At 64.0% G+C, this 20,080-nt stretch carries 22 protein-coding genes; 15 read left to right on the top strand and 7 right to left on the bottom strand.

From position 1 onward, the window contains the following. The first annotated feature begins 5 nt into the window (after positions 1 to 5). Positions 6 to 458: a vitamin K epoxide reductase family protein gene (locus VAE54_RS00255; protein WP_322799919.1), complete on the top strand. Its 453-nt coding sequence runs from the start codon at positions 6 to 8 to the stop codon at positions 456 to 458. 32 nt (positions 459 to 490) lie between these two features. Then, on the top strand, positions 491 to 730 hold the full coding sequence (locus VAE54_RS00250; RefSeq protein ID WP_322799918.1) for a hypothetical protein: 240 nt from the start codon (positions 491 to 493) through the stop codon (positions 728 to 730). Positions 731 to 1,002: 272 nt separating this feature from the next. Here the strand turns inward: VAE54_RS00250 and VAE54_RS00245 are convergent, their stop codons facing one another. Beyond that, on the bottom strand, positions 1,003 to 2,163 hold the full coding sequence (locus tag VAE54_RS00245; protein WP_322799917.1) for an aminotransferase class I/II-fold pyridoxal phosphate-dependent enzyme: 1,161 nt from the start codon (positions 2,161 to 2,163) through the stop codon (positions 1,003 to 1,005). Positions 2,164 to 2,618: 455 nt separating this feature from the next. Here VAE54_RS00245 and minC point away from each other — a divergent pair, with 455 nt between their 5' ends. The 5 genes from minC to VAE54_RS00220 all read left to right on the top strand — a co-directional run bounded on the left by minC (position 2,619) and on the right by VAE54_RS00220 (position 7,471). Next, entirely contained in the window at positions 2,619 to 3,332 is a 714-nt protein-coding gene (minC, locus tag VAE54_RS00240; RefSeq protein WP_322799916.1) for a septum site-determining protein MinC, read from the top strand. 64 nt (positions 3,333 to 3,396) lie between these two features. Beyond that, the gene (gene minD, locus VAE54_RS00235; protein ID WP_322799915.1) at positions 3,397 to 4,203 is read left to right on the top strand and encodes a septum site-determining protein MinD; all 807 of its coding nucleotides are present in this window, start codon (positions 3,397 to 3,399) and stop codon (positions 4,201 to 4,203) included. Continuing rightward, entirely contained in the window at positions 4,200 to 4,457 is a 258-nt protein-coding gene (gene minE, locus VAE54_RS00230; RefSeq protein ID WP_322799914.1) for a cell division topological specificity factor MinE, read from the top strand. Before minD ends, minE begins: the two co-directional genes overlap by 4 nt. Then, positions 4,454 to 5,572, top strand: coding sequence for an FtsW/RodA/SpoVE family cell cycle protein (locus tag VAE54_RS00225; protein WP_322799913.1), 1,119 nt, complete (start codon positions 4,454 to 4,456; stop codon positions 5,570 to 5,572). Before minE ends, VAE54_RS00225 begins: the two co-directional genes overlap by 4 nt. 171 nt (positions 5,573 to 5,743) lie before the next feature. Beyond that, the gene (locus VAE54_RS00220) at positions 5,744 to 7,471 is read left to right on the top strand and encodes an AAA family ATPase (RefSeq protein WP_322799912.1); all 1,728 of its coding nucleotides are present in this window, start codon (positions 5,744 to 5,746) and stop codon (positions 7,469 to 7,471) included. A gap of 77 nt (positions 7,472 to 7,548) precedes the next feature. Here VAE54_RS00220 and VAE54_RS00215 read toward each other — a convergent pair whose 3' ends face one another. Then, positions 7,549 to 8,787 carry a hypothetical protein gene (locus VAE54_RS00215; protein ID WP_322799911.1) on the bottom strand — a complete coding sequence of 413 codons (1,239 nt, stop codon included), beginning with the start codon at positions 8,785 to 8,787 and terminating at the stop codon, positions 7,549 to 7,551. Positions 8,788 to 9,031: 244 nt separating this feature from the next. Here VAE54_RS00215 and gatB point away from each other — a divergent pair, with 244 nt between their 5' ends. The 8 genes from gatB (at position 9,032) to VAE54_RS00175 (ending at position 15,339) form a co-directional block, all read left to right on the top strand. Beyond that, positions 9,032 to 10,498, top strand: coding sequence for an Asp-tRNA(Asn)/Glu-tRNA(Gln) amidotransferase subunit GatB (gene gatB / locus VAE54_RS00210; protein WP_322799910.1), 1,467 nt, complete (start codon positions 9,032 to 9,034; stop codon positions 10,496 to 10,498). 202 nt (positions 10,499 to 10,700) lie between these two features. Beyond that, complete coding sequence (locus VAE54_RS00205) at positions 10,701 to 11,186, top strand: hypothetical protein (protein ID WP_322799909.1); 486 nt, start codon at positions 10,701 to 10,703, stop codon at positions 11,184 to 11,186. 3 nt (positions 11,187 to 11,189) lie between these two features. Beyond that, positions 11,190 to 11,615 (top strand): hypothetical protein, encoded by a 426-nt coding sequence (locus tag VAE54_RS00200; protein WP_322799908.1) that lies wholly within the window; start codon positions 11,190 to 11,192, stop codon positions 11,613 to 11,615. A 13-nt stretch (positions 11,616 to 11,628) separates the two neighbouring features. Then, a complete protein-coding gene (locus VAE54_RS00195; protein ID WP_322799907.1) occupies positions 11,629 to 11,982 on the top strand; it encodes a retroviral-like aspartic protease family protein in 354 nt (117 codons plus the stop codon). 76 nt (positions 11,983 to 12,058) lie between these two features. After that, positions 12,059 to 13,834, top strand: a complete 1,776-nt coding sequence (sdhA, locus tag VAE54_RS00190; RefSeq protein WP_322799906.1) for a succinate dehydrogenase flavoprotein subunit — start codon at positions 12,059 to 12,061, stop codon at positions 13,832 to 13,834. Beyond that, complete coding sequence (locus tag VAE54_RS00185; protein WP_322799905.1) at positions 13,834 to 14,241, top strand: HEPN domain-containing protein; 408 nt, start codon at positions 13,834 to 13,836, stop codon at positions 14,239 to 14,241. Before sdhA ends, VAE54_RS00185 begins: the two co-directional genes overlap by 1 nt. Continuing rightward, entirely contained in the window at positions 14,180 to 14,629 is a 450-nt protein-coding gene (locus VAE54_RS00180; RefSeq protein ID WP_322799904.1) for a nucleotidyltransferase domain-containing protein, read from the top strand. The genes VAE54_RS00185 and VAE54_RS00180 overlap by 62 nt, the downstream gene beginning before the upstream one ends. After that, positions 14,626 to 15,339, top strand: a complete 714-nt coding sequence (locus tag VAE54_RS00175; protein WP_322799903.1) for a succinate dehydrogenase iron-sulfur subunit — start codon at positions 14,626 to 14,628, stop codon at positions 15,337 to 15,339. The genes VAE54_RS00180 and VAE54_RS00175 overlap by 4 nt, the downstream gene beginning before the upstream one ends. A gap of 147 nt (positions 15,340 to 15,486) precedes the next feature. Here the strand turns inward: VAE54_RS00175 and VAE54_RS00170 are convergent, their stop codons facing one another. From VAE54_RS00170 to VAE54_RS00150, 5 genes are all read right to left on the bottom strand, one after another. Next, on the bottom strand, positions 15,487 to 15,912 hold the full coding sequence (locus tag VAE54_RS00170; protein ID WP_322799902.1) for a hypothetical protein: 426 nt from the start codon (positions 15,910 to 15,912) through the stop codon (positions 15,487 to 15,489). Between the two features lie 42 nt (positions 15,913 to 15,954). After that, positions 15,955 to 17,268 carry a glycosyltransferase gene (locus tag VAE54_RS00165; protein ID WP_322799901.1) on the bottom strand — a complete coding sequence of 438 codons (1,314 nt, stop codon included), beginning with the start codon at positions 17,266 to 17,268 and terminating at the stop codon, positions 15,955 to 15,957. Then, positions 17,265 to 18,092 carry a class I SAM-dependent methyltransferase gene (locus VAE54_RS00160; RefSeq protein WP_322799900.1) on the bottom strand — a complete coding sequence of 276 codons (828 nt, stop codon included), beginning with the start codon at positions 18,090 to 18,092 and terminating at the stop codon, positions 17,265 to 17,267. Before VAE54_RS00160 ends, VAE54_RS00165 begins: the two co-directional genes overlap by 4 nt. A 248-nt stretch (positions 18,093 to 18,340) precedes the next feature. After that, a complete protein-coding gene (locus tag VAE54_RS00155) occupies positions 18,341 to 19,768 on the bottom strand; it encodes a class II fumarate hydratase (protein ID WP_416223742.1) in 1,428 nt (475 codons plus the stop codon). An 80-nt stretch (positions 19,769 to 19,848) separates the two neighbouring features. Beyond that, entirely contained in the window at positions 19,849 to 20,076 is a 228-nt protein-coding gene (locus VAE54_RS00150; RefSeq protein WP_322799898.1) for a DUF2905 domain-containing protein, read from the bottom strand. Positions 20,077 to 20,080: the final 4 nt, after the last annotated feature.

The following is a 20,080-nucleotide window of genomic DNA, read 5'->3' as shown; positions in this document are numbered from 1 at the left end:
GGACCATGGCACCACACGTCGCAACGGCGCGAAAGGATGCCCTCTCCCTCATTCAGCTGGCCCTGGCCCTGGCCGGGGCAGGGGTGGCTGGGTATCTCACGTGGAGCAAGGTCCGCGGAGAGGGCCTGATCTGCATCGGTTTCCGGGGTTGTGATGTGGTGAACAACAGCCCCTATGCAGAGCTCCTGGGGATCCCGGTAGCCGCCTGGGGGTTGGGGGCCTATCTGGTTCTCGCCGCGCTTGCGCTTCCCTTCTGGGGAAGCCATGCCACCCTCCAGACGTGGACTGTTGCGTTCTCCTTCGCCATCGCCCTGGGAGGCTGGCTGTTTTCCATGTATCTCACCGCCGTTGAGGCCTTCGTCCTCCATGCGTGGTGCAGCTGGTGCGTGACCTCGGCGATCCTCATCACCCTGCTGCTGGGGGTGTGTGGATTCCGCCTCTATCGGACACTGATTTGATCGAACATCACTCTACCGATCAGGAGGAGCCTATGCCGCGCATTCGATGTCATTATGTCGATTGCGTTTATCTGGAAGCCGGCATGTGCACAGCCGATGAAATCGAGCTGGATCCCGAGATGGGTTGCCTGACCTATACCCAGGCCGAAGAGGAAGAGTGGGAGGAAGAGGAAGAAGAGGTCCTGGAGGAAGAGGAGGAGCTGGGCTTCGACGAAGAGGAAGAATGGGAGGAGCTCACCCTGGAGGAGGACGAAGAAGAAGAGGATTGGTGATCCAGAGGCGAAAAGGGAGCTGCCTCGAGCGTCCCGGCATCACATCCCTTTTTGACGCCATTTTTGTGGCGGAGCGGCCTGGAAGTCCCACCGATGCCCCCGGATCCCCGATCGGGCGGTGACGGGAGATCCGGGGGCGCGATGTGGGGATCCATCGGGAGGCGGGTTAACCCGTCGTCTCGCTCGGCTCGATCGGGCGTTCCGTTCCCAAAACCCCCCACCGACTGCTCTTACGGATTTCAGGGGCTCGCGGGCGCAGATACGGATCATGCTCAACCATAGCGCTTCATGAAGCGGGCGATACGCTCCAGGGCCTCCTCGATTTTTTCGTAAGCGGTGGCATAAGAGCATCGCACATGCCCCGCGCCCCCCAGGCCGAATGCGCTGCCTGGCACCACAGCGACTTTCTCCTCCATCAACAGGCGCTCGCTGAATTCCTCATCGCTCATTCCCGTGCGGGAGATGGAAGGGAAGGCATAGAAGGCGCCCCTGGGCTCGAAACACGTCAGGCCCAGCTCGTTGAGCCCTTTCACGATCAACCGCCGGCGGCGATCGTATTCCTGGCGCATCTGCTCCACATACTCCTCTCCGATCCGGAGGGCCGCCAGGGCCGCATACTGGGAGGGGGTGGGGGCGGACATGATCGTATACTGATGGATCTTGCGCATCGCGGCCATGATCTCCTTCGGGGCCGCCGCATACCCGATCCGCCATCCCGTCATCGCATAGTCCTTCGAGAAGCCGCCCAGCAAGATGGTGCGCTCCCGCGCCCCGGGAAGCGACGCGAAGCACGTATGGGTTCCATCGTAAACCAGGCGGTCATAGATCTCATCGGAGATCACCAGAAGATCGTATTTCTCCGCCAGGGCGGCGATGGCGGCGAGCTTCTCCCGCGGCATCACCGCCCCGGTCGGGTTGTTGGGATAGCCGATCAGGATCGCCTTGGTGCGCGGCGTAATGCGAGCTTCAAGATCGACAGGATTGACCTGAAAATCCTCTTCAACCCGCGTAGCGAAAGTGACCGGCACGCCGCCGGCCAGGATGACCTCCGGCGCATAAGAGACAAAGCAAGGCTGGGGGATGATCACTTCATCCCCCGGATCCAGGATGGCGTTGACGGCGAGGTAGAGGGCCTCGGATACCCCCACGGTGATCAGGAGCTCCGACTCCGGATCGTAAGAGACGCCGTAGAGGCGATCGAGATGCTCCGCCAGGGCTTCCCGCAGTTCCAGCAGCCCGGAATTGCTGGTGTAATGGGTCTCCCCCCGTAACAGCGATTCCACGCCGGCCCGGAGGATCGGCTCGGGGGTGACGAAATCGGGCTCACCGATGCTCAGGCTGATGACATCCTTCATCGTCGCCGCGATATCGAAGAAGCGGCGGATCCCGGAAGGCGGGATGGAAGCGACACGTTGGGCGATCAAGCTGCGCATTGCCTTTCTCTCCCGAGGGGGATGGAAACCGAAGGGGCCGCCTTCTTCATTATAACCATGACTGGCGCGATGGAATGGGCGTCAGGGAGACCCCATGGCCAATCCCACTGGCCCAGAGGAGCGCGGGGAGGGCCATCGCTTGTAACGTCTGCCCTGGCCTCTACCGCCTTCCAGGAGAGCTTCATGTCTACCTTCTCGGATTCCTCCAAACATGGCGCGCGACATATCCCTCACTGGAATCCAATCCGTGCATTTGCCGTTCCCTACGAAGGCTTGCCTTTTCAATTCGTTTGCAATATAACTCAACTGGGCTTTCAATGAAGGTGGGCTGCGTGGGGAAAGGCTTGTCCCTTCCTCTTCCCCGGGATCCTTGTGCCACCGGGGGGTTGGGAGGCCGGCCTTCCCGATCAGAGCCCCAGCTAAGAAGTCCTACCACCTGTGGCGATGGATCCGTGATGTCCAGAGAGCCGGTGGCGATCAAAGGGATCGGCGATGCGTTATGGTTCTCTTTCGGCCCGGAGCCATGGCCGGAGATGCTGAGCGCTTTAGAAGCCCGTCTGGCCGCGAACCCGGGTTTCTTCGCCGGCGGCCGGGCTGTCGTCGTCCTGGGGGATCGGATGCTGGAGGAGGCTGATCTGTTGAACTTGCTGGCCCTCCTAAACCGATTCGGCCTCACGCTCACCGGGGTGTTGACCGATCATCCGGTGACCCAGGCGCTGGTGCGACGATTGGGCCTTCCATTGCAGCCATCCCCGGCGCTGGAGCGGGCCCCTGAAACCCGGGAGCTTCCCCTGGAGCCCGCCTGGGTGATCCATCGAACCCTGCGGGCGGGCCATTACCTGCAGGTGGAAGGCCATCTCTGCGTGATCGGAGACATCCACCCCGGGGCGGAGATCGCCGCCACGGGCGATATCATCGTGTGGGGGCGCTTGCTGGGCACCGCCCATGCGGGCTGTGAAGGGGATGATGAAGCGGCCGTTTACGCCCTGGAACTCCGCCCCATCCAGCTCCGCATTGGGCGTTACATCGCGCGCTCCCCGGAGGGGCATCGCCGGCCGATCCCCGAGCAGGCCAGGGTCCAGAACGGGCAGATCGTCGTCGAGCCATGGCGCCCTCTCTCCCGATGGGAACACTGGCTGGGGCGTTTCCTGGGCGAACGAGCGGTGTAGCTTTCGGGGGAAGCGCATCCTTCGAGGGCATGTCTCCTGGTTTTTCCGCAAAAGGAGGATCGCGATGGGCGCGCAGGTGATTACAGTGACCTCTGGCAAAGGTGGGGTGGGCAAAACCACGGTGACGGCCAACGTGGGGATGGCCCTGGCCATGGCCGGGAAGAAGGTGGTGTGCATTGATGCGGACATCGGCTTGAGAAATCTGGATGTGGTCCTGGGCCTGGAGAACCGGATCGTTTACGATATCGTGCACGTCGTCGAAGGCCGTTGCCGCACCCGCCAGGCCCTCATCCGCGACAAGCGGGTCCCTGACCTTTACCTGATGCCGGCCGCCCAGAGCCGCGACAAATCCGCTGTGAAGCCCGAGGATATGGTCCGCATCTGCGAGGAGCTGCGCCCGGAGTTCGATTACATCCTCATCGATTCCGCAGCGGGCATCGAGGAAGGATTCCGAACCGCCCTGGCCCCCGCCGATCTCATCCTCCTGGTCACCAACCCGGAGGTCGCGGCCGTTCGCGATGCGGATCGGGTCGTCGGTCTGGTGGAGGCGATGGGAAAGCCCGCCCCCAAATTGATCGTCAACCGCCTGAAGCCCGATATGGTCCGCCGGGGGGACATGCTGGACACCTCCGATGTTCTGGAGATCCTGGCGATCGAGCTGCTGGGGGTGATCCCGGAGGACGAGCAGGTGATTGTGGCGACCAATCGGGGCACCCCGGTTGTGCTGGAGGAGCGATCGCCGGCGGGGCAGGCGTTCCGGGCCATCGCCCGGCGTCTGATGGGCGAGGCCGTTCCCCTCTTCCTCTCGGAGGACGGCCAGGGGGTTCTGGGCTGGTTGCGCCGGCTGGTTCGCAGCGGAGGTGGCCGATGAGCTGGCTGGATCGATTGCGGGGGCAGCCCTCGCCCCGCGAGACCGCGAAACAGCGCCTTCAAGTCATCCTGGTGCACGACCGTAGCGACCTCTCCCCCGGGTTGCTGGAAGTCATCAAGGATGAGATCATCGCCGTCCTCTCCCGCCATGTCCCCATCATCGCCGAAGAGGTGCGGGTCACGGTCACCCAGGATGCGTGGGAATGCCGGCTGGTGGCGGATATCCCCCTCGGGAACCGGCATAGCCGATCATGATCCGGCGGCTCCAGGGACCGCTGAGGGAATGGCGCCATTTCGACGGCGGGTTGCTGCTCGGGGTGATGGCGCTCATGAGCCTTGGCGTCATCACGATCGCCAGCGCGGTGCTGCGCTCGCCGGATCTGGCGGATGCGCCCCGCCGGCAGGCCCTCTACGGCCTGATCGGGATCGCGTTGATCTTCCTGACCTCCTCCGTGAACTACCGGATCTGGGGGGCCTTTCAGCGCTTCCTCTACATGGCCATCCTGCTCCTGCTGATCCTGGCCCTCCTCGCCGGCCGCAGCCAGATCGCCCCGGTCCGCCGCTGGCTGGAGATCGCCTCCTTCAACATCCAGCCTGCGGAGCTGGCGAAGCCCCTCCTGATCCTCAGCCTGGGCCGCTTCCTGGCCGATCGGGAGGAGGAACGCGATTCCTTCCGCACTGTGTTGCTGGCCTTTATCTATCTGCTCCTGCCGGCCGCGCTGATCTTCCTGCAACCCAATTTGAGCACGGCCGTGGTGATCCTGGCCATCGGCACCGGCATGCTCTTCGCTTGGGGGATCCGCCTTCGCCATCTTTTCACCGTCGGCCTGATGAGCGCCCCTCTGGCCCTCGGGGCCTGGACGATCATGCTGCCTTATATGCGTGGACGCCTCCTGCATTTTCTGGGCCTCCAGCCCGATCCCAACACGTCCTATAATCTCACGCAGGCGCTGATCACCATCGGCAGCGGAGGCCTGTGGGGGGCTGGATGGGGGCAGAGCCCGCAGAATGTATGGGGGTTCCTTCGGGTGCGCCACACGGACTTCATCTTCGCTGTCCTGGCCGGAGAGTTCGGCCTGGTGGGGGCGTTGAGCGTTCTGATCCTCTACCTCTGGATCCTCGAGCGGATTTTCCGGACCGCCTGGAGGGCCGAAGACACCTATGGCCGGCTGATCGCCGTAGGGGTAGGCACCTGGATCGCCTTCCAGGCCATGGTCAACATCGGGATGAACGTAGGACTGATGCCGGTCGCCGGCCTGCCTCTGCCCTTCATCAGTTACGGAGGAAGCGCCCTCCTCTCCCTGTGCCTGGGCATTGGCCTCGTCCAGAGCGTGCGGATCCATCGCATGGAGTTCTCCATGCGCGAGTGAGCGGGCTCTGGAGACCCGTCTGTGTTAAACTTATCATGGAAAAGCGAGGTCGTCGCCTGGGCGATCCACGCGGGGCCAATCCCACCAGATGCCTCCTCGAAACAGCCCTCTGACCAAGCCCCTTCGCCTTCTCTGGATCGCCCGCGATGGAAAAGCAGAACGGAGGCAGTTATGGGAAGCTCCCGGCGGTCCCTGCGATGGCGTGTGCGGCGGATCCTGGCCCGGGGCTGGCACAGCTGGTGGCGTCGGGGGATTCTGATCGCCGGCCTGGGGGGGCTGGGCTACTGGGCCTACATCGAACCGGTCGTCCTGAACGCGCTGATCCTGCTGCTGCGCTTCGCCCTCCAGCTCCTCTTCGCCATCACCTTCGTCATCATCCAGTTCGTGGCCATCTTCTGGTTTATGTCCCGCAGCCGGGTAGAGGTGATCAAACCCGGCGACCCCAAACAGGTCACGCTGGCGGATTACTGGGGCCAGGAGAACCTGGTGCGCCTGGTCCGCCAGTGGATCGATCTGCTCTCCAACCGGGAACGGTTCGTGAAAATGGGCGGCCAGTTCATTAACGGCATCCTGCTGGCCGGGCCGCCAGGGACCGGGAAAACCATGTTGGCCAAGGCCATCGCCGGCGAGGCGGGCATTCCCTTCATCTCCATCGAGGGATCGAGCTTCCGTTCGATGTTCTGGGGAGTGGATGTCCTCAAGATGATGTGGTTCGTTGGAAAAGCCCGCAAGCTCGCCCGGGAATATGGGGCCTGCATCGCCTACATCGATGAGATCGACGCGGTGGGCGCCAGCCGAGGCGGCGTGCTGGGCGGCGAGCGCGCCGGCCCGCTGGGCTGGTTCGGCTGGGGAGGCACCGGAGCCCTGACCCGTCTCCTGTATGAGATGGATGGCATCACCCAGCTCACCCGCTGGGAGCGCATCAGGGGGCGGATCTATCGGCTTCTGGGGAAACGCCCCCCGCCCCGCAGCTGGCATGTGCTGTTCATGGGCGCGACCAACCGCCCCGACGCCCTGGATCCGGCCCTGGTGCGGCCAGGGCGCTTCGATCGCATCATTTACGTGGATCTTCCAGATCGAGCAGGGCGTCGGGAGATCATCAAGGGATACCTTTCCAAAGTCAAGCACGATCCGAACATCGATATCGAATCCCTGGTGGCCGACACCGCATGGGCGACGCCGGCCAAGATCATGGCCGCCATCACCAAGGACGCGGTGCGCATCGCCCTGTTCAACGGGCGGGATTACATCACCCAGCGAGATATCGAGCTGGCCCTCCAGGAGCAGGCCATGGGCCTGGAGAACCCCATCGCCGAGATGGATCCCCTCCAGCGCCGTCAGGTAGCCTATCACGAGGCCGGCCACGCCGTGGCTCAGTATTATCTGCTGCCGGACGAGCGGATCATCCGCGCCTCGCTGATCCGCCGCACCAACATGCCCGGCGCCCTGGGATATGTTCACAGCGCCCCCAAGCAGGAGCTCTACACCGTGCCCCTGCGGCGCCTGGTGGCGGAGATCATGGTCTCCCTCGCCGGCCACGTGGCGACGAAGATCTTTATGGGGGAATACTGGACGGGCGCGGGAGCGGATTTCCAGCATGTCCGCCAGCGGATCCTGACGCTGCTGGACCTGGGGTATTTCGGCTTTCACCCCATGAGGCCTGATGAGCCTGAGCGCTACCAGGAGATCATCGAGCGCTTCTGGACGGAGTGCGAGGAGAAAGTAGAACGGCTCCTGCGGGAGCACGCCAGCGAGGTGGAAGCGGTTGCCCAGGCCCTGCTGGAGCGCCACGATCTGTCGGGGAATGAGGTGATCGCCCTCATCGAGGCCGCCCGCGCCAGCCCGCTCCTCCCTGTCCCCACCCCTGCGCCTGCTTCTCCCTCCTCATCTCCTCATTGAGGCCTCCACCGCAAGGGGCCTGCCCTGGTTCTCCGGGCCGAGGGCCAGGCGCTCCCCTCCTTCCACAATTTGGTGCGTTAACGCGGAGACCAGAAGGCAAGCACCCCATCCCCCAGCCGGCGAGGCTCCAACCAGCCCGAGACATGCAGCGCATAGATCCCGGCCTTCCCCTCCGGTTCCATCGCCGAGATCAGCAGGAAACGATCGTCGGGGGACCACAACGAGGCCGATGGTTGGAATACGTCGAACAGGGCCAGGACTTCCAGGAAGGCAGGGGTGGGGATGAAGGCCACCAGATTCCTTCCTTTCTTCCCGGGCAGGTCATAAATCCGCGCCTGAAGCAGAACTTGGCCGGAGGCCGGATCGATCTCCAATAAACGAAAAGCCGCCAGCTTCCGGCCATCATGCGACCAGAACAGTGCCAGGTTGGATTGTTCATCCAGACGGGTTAACGTATTCGTCTCCGCATCATACAGATCCAGCGGGCCGATGCGCGGGAGGGTCGTGGTGGGGTCGGTGATCAGAGCCAGGTGACGGCTGGCGGGAGACCATGCGAAGGCGATCCCTCCGGTGAAGGTCAGGATGGTGCGGGTTGCCCGATCGCCGGTCTCCTCCAGTCGAAGCGCGCTGGCGGATCCTTCCTGTTCCGCCCAGGCCAGCCACCGTCCATCGGGCGACCAGGCTGGCGCGTTGAAAGCGGCAGTGTGATCCGATCGCTGTCGCGCTTCCCCCTCATCCAGCCCGCGAAGCTCCAGATATCGCCCTTCCCGATGCCAGGCCAGCGTCCTCCGGGCGGCGCTCCAGCTGAAGAAAAGCGGGCTGCCCTGTGCCAGAAGGGTTTCATGCCTTCCCTCCGGATCTAAGAGCCGCAGCGCGTAAACCGTGGAACGCGCGTCCTTCCGGCTCAGGACCAGCAGGGAGCGGGGATCCAGCCAGCTCAGCATGGTGGGCTCTTCGCCCTCCCATTCCCCCCATACATGGCGGATCGGGGAGCGCCCGGGGGAGAGGTCGATGCCGATCACCCGCATCCTCGTGACCGCTCCGCTGAAGACCTCGAAGACCGCCAGGCGACGCCCGTCGGGGGACCAGGTGGGGAGCCGATACGCGCGACGGCCCTGGGCCGTTGGGCCGGCATCTTCCGTGAGCGCATGTTGCCGCAGGCCGCTCTGATCCGTCAGATACAGATTCCCGTCGCTCCCCACAATGATCACTCGCCCAACCCGCCTGCCCAGGATGCGAGCCAGAGGGTCATCCGGGAGCTGGAAGCCAGGGGGAGGAGCGCAGGCCGCCAGGAGTACGCCCAAAACCAGAAGCATCCACCTTCCAGAACCCCAACCCATCCCACCACTCTGCGCCTTCTCGATTTTCATTTATTTTAGCTAAACATCCCGGATCCTTCCATCTATAATTTTTTGTGGGGGGCGGCGCAGTGGTTTCTCTGGAGGGCATTTTCCCTCCTGCCTCGCGGCTTAAAAGGCCCCAGGCAGAGGGAGATCTCGCCTTTCCTCTTCGATTTGAGCGGTGCATCTCTCCCTATCTTCCCGATTCAGGAGGTGCCCTGTGGAATTCGAGCCGGTTATCGGTCTGGAGATCCATGCCGAGCTCCAGACGCGATCCAAGATGTTCTGCGCATGCCCGGTTGTGGATAGCACAACGGCCGAGCCCAACCGTTACGTGTGCCCGGTGTGCGCCGGGATGCCCGGGACGCTCCCTGTCCCCAACCGGCGGGCGATCGAATGGACGATCCTCACGGGCCTGGCCCTGAATTGTGAGATCGCGGAATACAGTCTCTTTTACCGGAAGAATTATTTCTACCCCGATCTGCCTTCCGAATACCAGCGCTCCATGTATGACTATCCCCTGTGCCGGAACGGCTATCTGGAGATCGATACGCCGGATGGGCCCCGGCGGGTGCGCATCCGCCGCGTTCACATCGAGGAGGACACCGGAAAGCTGATCCACGTCGGCGGGGCTACGCTGGTCGACTTCAACCGCGCCGGGGTTCCCCTGATGGAGATCGTCACCGAACCGGATATGCATTCCGTGGAGGAAGTGAAAGCCTTCGCCATCGCCCTGCGCACGCTGCTCCGCTACCTCGGAGTGAACTCGGGAGATATGGAAAAGGGCGTGATCCGCTTCGAGGCGAACGTCTCGGTGCGCCCGAAAGGGGAGACCCGATTGGGCACCCGGACCGAGATCAAGAACCTGAACAGCTTCCGGGCCCTGGTGCGGGCCGTGGAATACGAGATCCGACGGCAGATCGAGATCGTCCGCTCCGGCGGCCGGGTGGAACAGGAGACGATGGGCTGGGATGAGGCGCGAGGGATCACCGTTCCCCAACGGGGGAAAGAGCACGCCCACGATTATCGCTATTTCCCGGAGCCGGACATCCCGCCGCTGATGATCTCCCGGGAGTGGGTGGAGGAGATCCGCGCCATGCTGCCGGAGCTGCCCCGAGCCCGGCTGGCCCGCTTCGAGCAGGCTTACGGCCTCACCCGATACGAAGCCGCCCTGCTGACGGAGGATCATCGGGTCGCCGATTATTTCGAGCGCGCCGTGATGCTGGCCCGCGAGGGAGAGCCGGCGGTGGAGCCCCGAACCCTGGCCGCCTGGATCACCGGGGAGCTGTTCCGGCTCATGAACGAAGCCAATCGGGAGATCCAGGACGTGCGGGTGCCCCCGGAGTCCCTGGTGGAACTGATCCGCATGGTCCAGCGGGGGGAGATCAATATGAACACCGGCAAACTGGTTCTGCGCGAGGCCTTCGAGACCGGAGAGGCCCCCCGCCGCATCGTGGAGGCCAGGGGGCTGGCCCAGATCCGGGACGTGGAGGCCCTTCGGGAGATCGTCCGTCAGGTGATCGAGGCGAACCCTAAAGAGGTGGAGAGCTACCTGCGGGGGAAGGAAGGCGTGCTCAAATGGTTCGTCGGGCAGGTCATGCGCGCAACGCGTGGTCAGGCGGATCCCCAGCGGGTGAACGAGCTGGTTCGCGAAGCCCTGGAGGCGCGCCGCGCCTCTCCCGCCTGAATGCCCAGGGATCCATCAGAGCGGTCACCGGAAGCGACCCGTCCGATCCCCAGAGCCTGCGACGGAGACCGTGGTCCGGCGGACGATCGCTTACAGAAAGAACAGAGAGAGGGGGGCAGGGATCCTGCCTGTTCTCCGAGGTGGAGCGATTCAACCCGTTGGCTTTATAATTCAAGTGAAAACCTTCCCAAAGGAGCCTGCCATGGCCGGTTCAGAGGTGATCCTCCCGGAGGAGGCGCGGAAGCGATGGCGGGCCCTGGAATGGGCCTGGACCCCCGGGGCCGGGTTGCGGGTGGTGCTCCAGGAGATCCCCCGATATCGCGGTCGGATCCACCAGTGGGCCTGGGTGGCCAACCGGGTGGCGGGGCTGGGGACCCTCCTCTTCCTCACCATTCACATTCTGGACACCTCCCTGGTCTACTTTGCTCCGACCTGGTATGAGCATGCCCTCGCCCTGTATCGGCATCCCCTCTTTGGCCTCGGCGAGCTCATCCTGGTGGGCTGCGTGCTCTGGCATGGCCTCAACGGGCTGCGCATCGCCATCAGCGATTTCCGCCCCCACCTGTGGGCGGCGGAGATCCAGGCCCGTCTGATCCTGTGGACGGTCGTCGCTTTCTTTGCCCTCTATATCCCCGCATTCGTCATTATGGGCAACACGATCCTTCAGAAAGGCATCCTGGGGAGGTGAACCATGGCGGCCATCCCGAAAGTCGCCCCGCGCACGGTGCCCGCCATCCGCCCCCGCCTGGAGGTCTGGCTATGGGCTTTCATGCGGGTTTCGGGCGTGCTGCTGATCCCTCTGGCCTTCGGCCATCTGGCGATCATGCACATCGTCAACAACGTGCATGACATCAATGCCTGCTTCGTGTATTACCGGTGGAACGTGCTCTTCTGGTGGCGCGTGTATGATGCCCTGCTGCTCTTCCTGGCCTACATCCACGGCCTGAACGGCCTGCGTTATGTGATCGATGACTATGTGCACCACCGGGGCTGGAATCAGGCGCTGAAGGGAGCCGCCTTCATCGGGGGGGCTTTGGTCATCCTGATCGGGACCATCGCCCTGATCGGCGGCGTGCGGGTCGCCGCGCTGCCCGTGGGATGCCCTCCGCCTGGATAAGGGGGCCGGGCTTATGGGATTGACCTACATCGAAGGCACGGTGACGGGCCCAACCGGAAAACAGGCGGTCGTCCGCTTTCTCGTCGACAGCGGAGCGACCTACACCCTGCTTCCCTATGAGATCTGGCAGGCCATCGAGCTGAAGCCGAAACGCTCGGCCACGTTCGTCCTGGCGGACGGCACAACCATCGAGCGTCAGATCTCCGAATGCCACATCGCCTTGCCCCAAGGGGAAGGGCATACCCCGGTCATCCTCGGGGAGCCCGGGGACGAGGCCGTGCTGGGGGTGGTGACCCTGGAGATCCTGGGGTTGGTGCTCAATCCGTTCACCCGCACCCTCCAGCCTATGCGAATGCTGCTGGTGTGAGAGGGATGCGGCGAAGCGAGGTCCAGGGTCCTCGCTCGCCCGAACTTGCGATGTCAGATCAGAAAGGAGTTCCCCGATGAAAGTCCATCGGCATCAATTCGATGCGGTGGTGGTGGGCGCAGGGGGCGCTGGCCTCATGGCCGCCCTCTACGCCTCCAAGCAGGTCAAGACTGCGGTCCTCAGCAAGCTCTACCCCACCCGTTCCCACACCGGGACGGCCCAGGGGGGCATCGCCGCGCCCCTGGGGAACATGGAGGAGGACCGGCCGGAGTGGTACGCCTACGACACGGTGAAGGGCGGAGACTGGCTGGTGGACCAGGACGCGGCGGAGATCCTGGCCCATGAGTCCATCGAGGCCATCATCGAGCTGGAGCACATGGGCCTGCCCTTCGACCGGACGCCCGACGGCAAGATCGCCCAGCGCCGGTTCGGCGGGCACACCCGCAACTTCGGCGAGGCGCCGGTCATGCGAGCCTGCCACTCCGCCGACCGCACCGGCCACATGATCCTCCAGACCCTCTACCAGCAGTGCATCAAGCACAACGTCACTTTCTTCGATGAGTTCTTCGTCACCGACCTGATCCTGGAGGACGGGGTGGTCCGAGGGGTAGTGGCCATTGAGATCGCTACCGGGGACATCCATGTCTTCCACAGCAAGGCGGTGCTTTTCGCCACGGGCGGCGCCGGGCGGATCTACAAGGTCACCTCCAACGCCCACTCCCTCACCGGCGACGGCATGGCCATCGTGTGGCGACGGGGGCTTCCCCTGGAGGACATGGAGTTCTTCCAGTTCCACCCCACCGGCATCTACAAGCTGGGGATCCTGCTCAGCGAGGCGGCCCGGGGCGAAGGGGCCGTGCTGATCAACGATAAAGGGGAACGCTTCATGGAGCGCTACGCCCCCACCCTGAAGGACCTGGCCAGCCGGGATGTGATCTCCCGGGCCATCTATATGGAGATCCGGGAGGGCCGCGGCATCGGCGGAAAGGATTACGTCTATCTGGACATGCGGCCGGAGACCATCAACCGCTTCAAGAGCGCGCCGGGCGGCCGGGAGGTCACGGCGGAATACCTGGAGCACAAGCTCCCGGACATCATCGAGTTCGTCCGCGTCTACCTGGGGATCGACCCCATGCGGGAGCCGGTGCCTATCCAGCCCACCGCCCACTACGCCATGGGTGGCATCCCCACGGACGTGCACGGACGGGTGATCCGTGACGAGCGCAACACCCCTGTCCCCGGCCTCTACGCCGCCGGCGAGTGCGCCTGCGTGTCGGTGCACGGGGCCAATCGCCTGGGGACCAACTCCCTGGTGGACCTGGTGGTTTTCGGCCGGCGGGCGGGCCGTCACATGGCGGAATACTGCCAGCAGGCCGACTTCGCCCCCCTCCCACCGGAACCGGAGGCTTATACCATCGAGATGGTGGAGCGCATCCGCAACGGGACCGGCGAGGAGCGCGTCCCGCTCCTCCGGACCGAGCTGCAGGAGACCATGCAGACCTATGTGAGCGTGTTCCGCGAGGCCAGCGGCCTGGAGACGGCCATCGAGAAGATCCGGGAGCTGCAGGAGCGCTACCGCCACATCCGCATCGACGACAAGGGTTACCGCTTCAACACCGATCTGCTGGAGGCCATCGAGCTGGGCTTCCTGCTGGATGTGGCGGAGGCGACGGCCTTCAGCGCCCTGAACCGCACGGAGAGCCGGGGCGCCCACTATCGGGAGGACTATCCGAAACGGGACGATGAGAACTGGCTCAAGCACACGCTGATCTGGCGCCAGGATGGCCGGGTGACTTTCGCTTACAAACCCGTGGTCATCACCAAATGGCCGCCGAAGGAGCGGAAGTATTGATGCCCTCCCGTCACCAGGACTGGCTGGCCCAGGGGTTGCGGGATCTGCAGGCTGCCCGCTCGATGCTGGAGGGAGGCTTCTACGAGTGGGCAGCCTTCCAAGCCCATCCGGCGGCCGAGAAGGGTTTGAGGGCGCTGCTTCGTTTCCATCATCGGGAGTATCGAGGACACCGCCTGGTCGCCATGCTCGAGGAGCTCTCACAAAAGCTGCCGATCCCTGAAGGGCTGTTCGAGGCAGCCCGGGAGCTGGACTTGCATGATATGGGCTCGCGTTATCCGAACCGCTTCGCTGAGGGCTATCCGGCTCAATACGATGATCGGAAAATCGCCCAGCGGTGTGTGGAACATGCCGGGCGGATCATGGGGTTCGTGCAGCACAACTTGGGAGAACAGCCCCCAGGCCCATGATATCCGCACCTTTCTGGACCGCCTGAGGGAACTGGAGCCGGAGGCGGTTTTCCTGTTCGGTTCGCTGGCGCGGGGCGACTATCTGGATACCAGCGATGTGGACCTGCTGGTCCTGTTCTCCCGGCCGGTGCCCTATGGGGAAGTGGATCGACGGGCCCGTGGGAACTTCCACATCCTGGTGGAGACCTGGGAGAAGGTGTGGCGGCAGGTCCGGGAGGGCGAGCCGTTTTATCTGGAGATCATGCTGGAGGAACGCGAGGGGCGGGGCCGGGCGCTGATCGAGGCGGCCCGGGAAACCGCCCACGCCATGGGCTTCCGGCGCACCCCGCGAGGATGGACCTGGTCGGTTGCCGCTCGAACCCAGCCCGCATCGGAGGACACGCCATGAAGGTGCGATTGCGCATCCAGCGGTTTAACCCGGAGAAGGATCGTAAGCCGTGGTGGGGGGAATACGAAGTCGAGGCCGAGCCGGTGGATCGGGTGCTGGACGCCCTCCACTATGTCAAGTGGTATATCGATGGCACCCTCACCCTCCGTCGCTCCTGCGCCCACGGCATCTGCGGATCCGACGCGATGCGCATCAACGGCCGCAACCGCCTGGCCTGCAAGGTCCTGGTCCGTGAGGCTATGGAGGAAGGGCGGGGGGTGATCACCGTTCAGCCCCTCCCGGGGCTTCCGGTGATTAAGGATCTGGTCGTCGACATGGAGCCCTTCTTCGCCAAATACCGGATGATTATGCCTTACCTGATCAACAACGATCCCCCGCCGGAGCGGGAGCGACTGCAGACGCCGGAGGAGCGCGAGCGCTACGATGACACCACTAAATGCATCCTGTGCGCGGCGTGCACCACGTCCTGCCCCTCCTTCTGGGCCAACGGTGAATACATCGGGCCGGCGGCCATCGTCCAGGCCCACCGCTTCATCTTCGACAGCCGGGATCAGGGGGCCGCGGAACGGTTGCGGGTCCTTAATGAGTGGTTCGGGGTCTGGCGTTGCCGCACCATCTTCAACTGTGTGGAGGCATGCCCGCGGGGGATCCAGATCACCCGGGCCATCGAGGAGGTCAAGCAGGCGATCCTCACCGGACGCCTGTCATGACGATGGGGAGGGCGACCGCGCGCCTCCCAGTGAAACAGGCGAAACAGGCGGGGCCGGGGCGACCGTCCCGGCCCCGCGGAATCATAAACGGACCCATGGGGCCCTGGTCCAGCTCTCGCTGCCCGGTAGGCCCCCACTTCGTTTTGCTTACGAACCGCGACGGTCCAGGCGGCGCAACCGCTGATAGCGAGGGATCCCCTGGAGCTCCCGCCAGCGGGCTTCCCGATCTCCCCAGCGCCATTCGTAGACCACACGATTTTCCTCGTCTATATAAAAGAAAGCCGGCCCCGCCCCCAGAGAACGTTGCAATGCTTCGACGACTTTGGGGAGATCCTCACCTGCTCGGAGGATCACATAGCGCCGGGGCTCGAACTCGATCTCAAAGGTCCGCTCCCGCCAGTAGCCTCGATAGCGGAAGGGCGGGTCTTTCCGGGTGGGATCCTCCGGAGATATCCATGCTTCCTGCAGGCGCACGAACCAGAGGCTCTGGCGGAGCTGCTCCGCGATCGCCCCTGCGCTGGGGCGCTTCTCCGCATAGAACCAGTGAACCTCAGGGGGCACGACCATACCCATCCCTCCAGCGGATCGGAGTAGTGCTTTGTTCTGCAGTGCCCTTCAATACAACCGCGCGCTCCAGCGCCCATAGCAGATCGATGGCCTGGCGCGGCCTCGATTCGTTTTCAGGACTTCGTCGTAAAGGTTCAGAACCCGGTCCGCAATGATCGACCAGGCGAACCCCTGCGCCCAGCGACGGGCGTTCTCCCCCAACCGTTGCCGCAGCGCTTCATCCCGCAGAAGCCGATCGAGCGCCCGCGCCAGGGCGATCGGCTGGCGTCGGGGTACCCGCAGGCCGGTCTCCCCATCGCGGACCAGGTAAAGCAATCCTCCTACATCCGAAGCGATGACCGGCGTGCCGCATGCCATGGCTTCCAGGGCCACCAGCCCGAAGGATTCGTAATCCGAGGGCATGACCACGACATCGGCCGCATTATAGTAATAAGGGAGTGTCTCCTGAGCTTTGGCCCCCAGAAAGGCGATCAGATCCGTGATCCCCAGCTCCTCCCGGAGCTGCTGCAGGCGTTGCATCTCCGCATCCGCCGTCGCATCCGGATCGCCTCCGATCACCACCACCGCAAAATCCCGGGTCCAGGTCGGGCAATCCTGAGCCAGGATGGCGACCGCCCGCATCAGGGTTTCCAGGCCTTTCAGGGGCTCGATCCGTCCAACGAACAACACATAACGCCGCTCCGGGGGGAACCCCAGGATCCGCCGGGCCTCCATCTTGGGGATGGGGCGGAACCGCTGGACGTCCACCCCCGGAGGGATGACCGTGATATGGGACGGAGTGGCGCCGTATAGCCACGAGAGCTGGGCTTTCTCCAGCGGCGTGGCCGCCACCAGATGATCCGCCTCGCGAACCAGCCGTCGCTCGGCCTCCAGGCGCGCAGGGGGTTCCTGCTCCTCCGCCCGCCGGGCGACCCGGTTCTTCATCTTCCCCAGCGTGTGAAACATCTGGATCACGGGGGCCCGCCATATCGGTCGCAGGGCCAGCGCCGCCAAGCCCGAGAGCCAGTAATGACTGTGGATCACATCGTAGACCAGCCCCTCTCGCTCCGCAAAACGCCGAACCCATTCGATGAATTCCGACAGATAGGGGAGGATCTGATGCTTGTCGATGGGAGCTTCGGGGCCAGCCGGAACATGGATCACGCGTCCTCCGGGCCCCAGCTCATGAACAATATGGGGGAGATGAGGGTTCTGGGATCGGGTGAAGACGTCCACCCCGATGCCCCGGCGGGTCAGCTCCCGGGTCAATTCGCGGACGTAAACGTTCATCCCCCCCGTGTCTTTGCCCCCCAGGGTGGCCAGAGGGCATGTATGAACGCTGATCATCGCCACCCGGCGAACTGGAACGGAACCGCTCTTCACGCGCGGACCTCCTGGGAGAGCTCCATGAGGAGCTCAGGAACGGGATTCACCATCCGCACTTTACGGGCCAGGAAGAAGGTCACCTTGGCATCTACCTCCAGTCCCCCCAGCGCCCGGATGCGCGGCTCAAAACGGGCCCAAACCGCCTGCCAGTCGGGCTTGTTGCGCCATCCATAGGCCCGTTCCAGCCAGTCGCATTCAAACTGGATGAACGCCTTCGCCTCCTCCGGATCCAGATTCACCCCCGTGGGATAAAATTCCAGATGCTCCACCTGAAACCCTACACGCTCCAGGGCTTCCTGGATCTCCGCCTTGGTGAAAAATCCGGCTCGAATGTATTGGTAGATCTCCAGGGCCAGCTTCTGAGAAGGGGTCTCCGCATCCTCCGGCGTGGTGGTCGCCAGGGCGAACCATCCGCCCGGCCGCAGCACCCGGTTGATCTCCCCAAACAGGCGGTGCATGCTCAGCAGATCCAGGCAGATATCCTGGAGGGCCAGGAAGGTCCCTACGCCATCGAAGGTTCCGCTTGGAAACCCCAGACGATATGCGTCCATCTGGACAAAGGCGCTGAGCCGGGAGTGGGAATCCCAGGCGTGCTGACGGGCCAGCTCGACCTCACACCTTGCCAGATCGATCCCGATCACCACCCGTGGGGACAGCGCCCGCTCTATTTCCAGCGCGAACCATCCGTCCCCCGTTCCGATGTCTAACCATCGCTGGCCGGGGGCGACAGGGATCCGATTCACAATCGCCCGCCGCACGCCATTCAGATCGTCGTAATAGCTCTGGAACTCCCGGATCACTCGCAAACCACGCTCTCCCATCGATGAGCTTCCTCCTGAGGACAGGATTCCCACAATGGAACGCTGATCGGGAAGGCAAACGACCGCTTCCCTTTCCCGCGGTCCGAGGGGCCGTGGGGCATGGAACAGGATTGGGGGCCGCCTTCGACGGCCCCCAATCCAGAACGCTGGCCCTCTTGCCCCCTTTCCGGATGTCCGCTCGTGCTCCTCAGCGTGGAAAGGAGGAGGCCCTCCGGCACAACCCGCGAAAGCTTTCCCACATCCAGGAGCTATCCGCCCCCGGACATCCCGGCCACGAAGCCGCCTTCCGTCATTTTCCGCACATCCAGGACCTCATCCAGTTTCTCCGCGGGCAGAAGGCCCATCTCCAGGACCACCTCGCGGATGGTCCGGTTCTCGGCCATCGCCTTCTTCACCACCTCCGCGGCCCGGTCGTAGCCGATGTAGGGCGTGAGGGCGGTGGCCAGGATCGCGTTCTTGTGGACCAGCGTCTCCATGTGCTCGCGGTTGGGCACAATCCCGCAGACGCACTTATCGGCCAGGACGGTCGCCGCGCTCGCCAGGATATGGATGGACTGGAGGAGATTATGGGCGATCACCGGCAGCGCCACGTTCAGCTCGAAGCTCCCCGAGGCGCCGGCCATGTTGATCACTACGTCGTTGCCCATCACCTGCATGCAGACCATCATCACCGCCTCAGGGATCACCGGGTTGATCTTGCCCGGCATAATGGAGGACCCGGGCTGTAAAGCGGGGAGCCGGATCTCCGCCAGGCCGGCCTGCGGGCCGGAGTTCATCCAGCGCAGATCGTTGGCGATCTTATACAGCGAGACGGCCACGGTCTTCAGCTGGCCGCTCAGCTCCACCGCCGCGTCCTGGGCCGCCTGGGCTTCGAAGTGGTTCTCCGCCTCCCGGAACGGCAACCCGGTCTCCTCGCTCAGGGCCGCCGCGATCCGCCGGCCGAACTCCGGATGGGTATTGATCCCGGTGCCCACCGCCGTCCCTCCCAGGGCCAGCTCCGCCAAGTGCGGCAGCGCCGACTCGATCCGACGGATCCCATGTTCGACCTGGCTGGCGTAGCCGGAGAACTCCTGGCCCAGACGCACCGGCATCGCATCCATCAGGTGGGTGCGCCCGGTTTTCACGATATCGTCGAACTCGCGGGCCTTATCGAGGAGCACTTCGTGGAGATGACGCAGGGCCGGGAGCAGACGCTCGTGCACCGCCAGATAAGCGGAGATATGGATAGCCGCTGGGATCACATCGTTGGAGGACTGGCCCAGGTTCACATGGTCGTTGGGATGGATCTCCCTGGAGCCGATCGCGCCGCCCAGGATCTGAATGGCCCGGTTGGCGATCACCTCGTTTGCGTTCATATTGGTCGAAGTGCCCGACCCCGTCTGGAAGATATCCAGCGGGAAGTGATCGTCCAGCTTCCCTTCGATCACCTCCCGGGCCGCCTGCATGATCGCGTTCGCGCGCCGCTCATCCAGCAGGCCCAGATCCCGGTTGACCTTCGCGGCGCAATACTTGATCAGGCCGAGGGCGCGGATGAAATCCCGGGGGAACCGGATCCCGCTGATCGGGAAGTTTTCGATCGCCCGCTGGGTCTGAGCCCCCCAGAGGGCATAGGCCGGGACCCGCACTTCCCCTAAGGAATCCCGCTCGATTCGAAACGCCTCCACGGCAGCCTCCATCCTTGGGATGGCGCCACCACCGCCCATGGCCCTTCTCCCATCGTGCCTGAAATTCACCATCACGCGGATTTCCCCTGGCGTTACCGCCAGAGCCGGAACACCAGGTTCAGCACCAGGGTGAGCAGCAAGCTGAGCAGGATCGAAGTGGCCAGCGGGAAGAAGAACACAAAATTCCCCTTCTGGATCAGGATGTCCCCGGGCAGGCGGCCGAGGCCCGGCACCCGGCCCATCAGCATGAACAGCAGGCCGAAGGCCAGGAAGAACAGCCCGATCAGGATGAACCAGCGCCCGAACTCCTGGAACGGCATTTCG

It is taken from the genome of Thermoflexus sp. (genome assembly GCF_034432235.1).
Lineage (GTDB): Bacteria > Chloroflexota > Anaerolineae > Thermoflexales > Thermoflexaceae > Thermoflexus.
This window is presented reverse-complemented; position numbering and strand designations above follow the sequence as displayed.

Excerpts from the sequence above, each read along its gene's own strand:
- VAE54_RS00160 (WP_322799900.1), bottom strand. The coding sequence starts at position 18,092 with ATGGGAGAGCGTGGTTTGCGAGTGATCCGGGAGTTCCAGAGCTATTAC.
- VAE54_RS00245 (WP_322799917.1), bottom strand. The coding sequence starts at position 2,163 with ATGCGCAGCTTGATCGCCCAACGTGTCGCTTCCATCCCGCCTTCCGGG.
- VAE54_RS00215 (WP_322799911.1), bottom strand. The coding sequence starts at position 8,787 with ATGCTTCTGGTTTTGGGCGTACTCCTGGCGGCCTGCGCTCCTCCCCCT.
- minE (WP_322799914.1), top strand. The coding sequence starts at position 4,200 with ATGAGCTGGCTGGATCGATTGCGGGGGCAGCCCTCGCCCCGCGAGACC.
- VAE54_RS00150 (WP_322799898.1), bottom strand. The coding sequence starts at position 20,076 with ATGCCGTTCCAGGAGTTCGGGCGCTGGTTCATCCTGATCGGGCTGTTC.
- VAE54_RS00200 (WP_322799908.1), top strand. The coding sequence starts at position 11,190 with ATGGCGGCCATCCCGAAAGTCGCCCCGCGCACGGTGCCCGCCATCCGC.
- VAE54_RS00250 (WP_322799918.1), top strand. The coding sequence starts at position 491 with ATGCCGCGCATTCGATGTCATTATGTCGATTGCGTTTATCTGGAAGCC.
- VAE54_RS00255 (WP_322799919.1), top strand. The coding sequence starts at position 6 with ATGGCACCACACGTCGCAACGGCGCGAAAGGATGCCCTCTCCCTCATT.
- VAE54_RS00195 (WP_322799907.1), top strand. The coding sequence starts at position 11,629 with ATGGGATTGACCTACATCGAAGGCACGGTGACGGGCCCAACCGGAAAA.
- VAE54_RS00225 (WP_322799913.1), top strand. The coding sequence starts at position 4,454 with ATGATCCGGCGGCTCCAGGGACCGCTGAGGGAATGGCGCCATTTCGAC.
- VAE54_RS00185 (WP_322799905.1), top strand. The coding sequence starts at position 13,834 with ATGCCCTCCCGTCACCAGGACTGGCTGGCCCAGGGGTTGCGGGATCTG.
- VAE54_RS00170 (WP_322799902.1), bottom strand. The coding sequence starts at position 15,912 with ATGGGTATGGTCGTGCCCCCTGAGGTTCACTGGTTCTATGCGGAGAAG.
- VAE54_RS00220 (WP_322799912.1), top strand. The coding sequence starts at position 5,744 with ATGGGAAGCTCCCGGCGGTCCCTGCGATGGCGTGTGCGGCGGATCCTG.
- VAE54_RS00180 (WP_322799904.1), top strand. The coding sequence starts at position 14,180 with ATGCCGGGCGGATCATGGGGTTCGTGCAGCACAACTTGGGAGAACAGC.
- sdhA (WP_322799906.1), top strand. The coding sequence starts at position 12,059 with ATGAAAGTCCATCGGCATCAATTCGATGCGGTGGTGGTGGGCGCAGGG.
- VAE54_RS00175 (WP_322799903.1), top strand. The coding sequence starts at position 14,626 with ATGAAGGTGCGATTGCGCATCCAGCGGTTTAACCCGGAGAAGGATCGT.
- minC (WP_322799916.1), top strand. The coding sequence starts at position 2,619 with ATGTCCAGAGAGCCGGTGGCGATCAAAGGGATCGGCGATGCGTTATGG.
- VAE54_RS00155 (WP_416223742.1), bottom strand. The coding sequence starts at position 19,768 with ATGGAGGCTGCCGTGGAGGCGTTTCGAATCGAGCGGGATTCCTTAGGG.
- minD (WP_322799915.1), top strand. The coding sequence starts at position 3,397 with ATGGGCGCGCAGGTGATTACAGTGACCTCTGGCAAAGGTGGGGTGGGC.
- VAE54_RS00205 (WP_322799909.1), top strand. The coding sequence starts at position 10,701 with ATGGCCGGTTCAGAGGTGATCCTCCCGGAGGAGGCGCGGAAGCGATGG.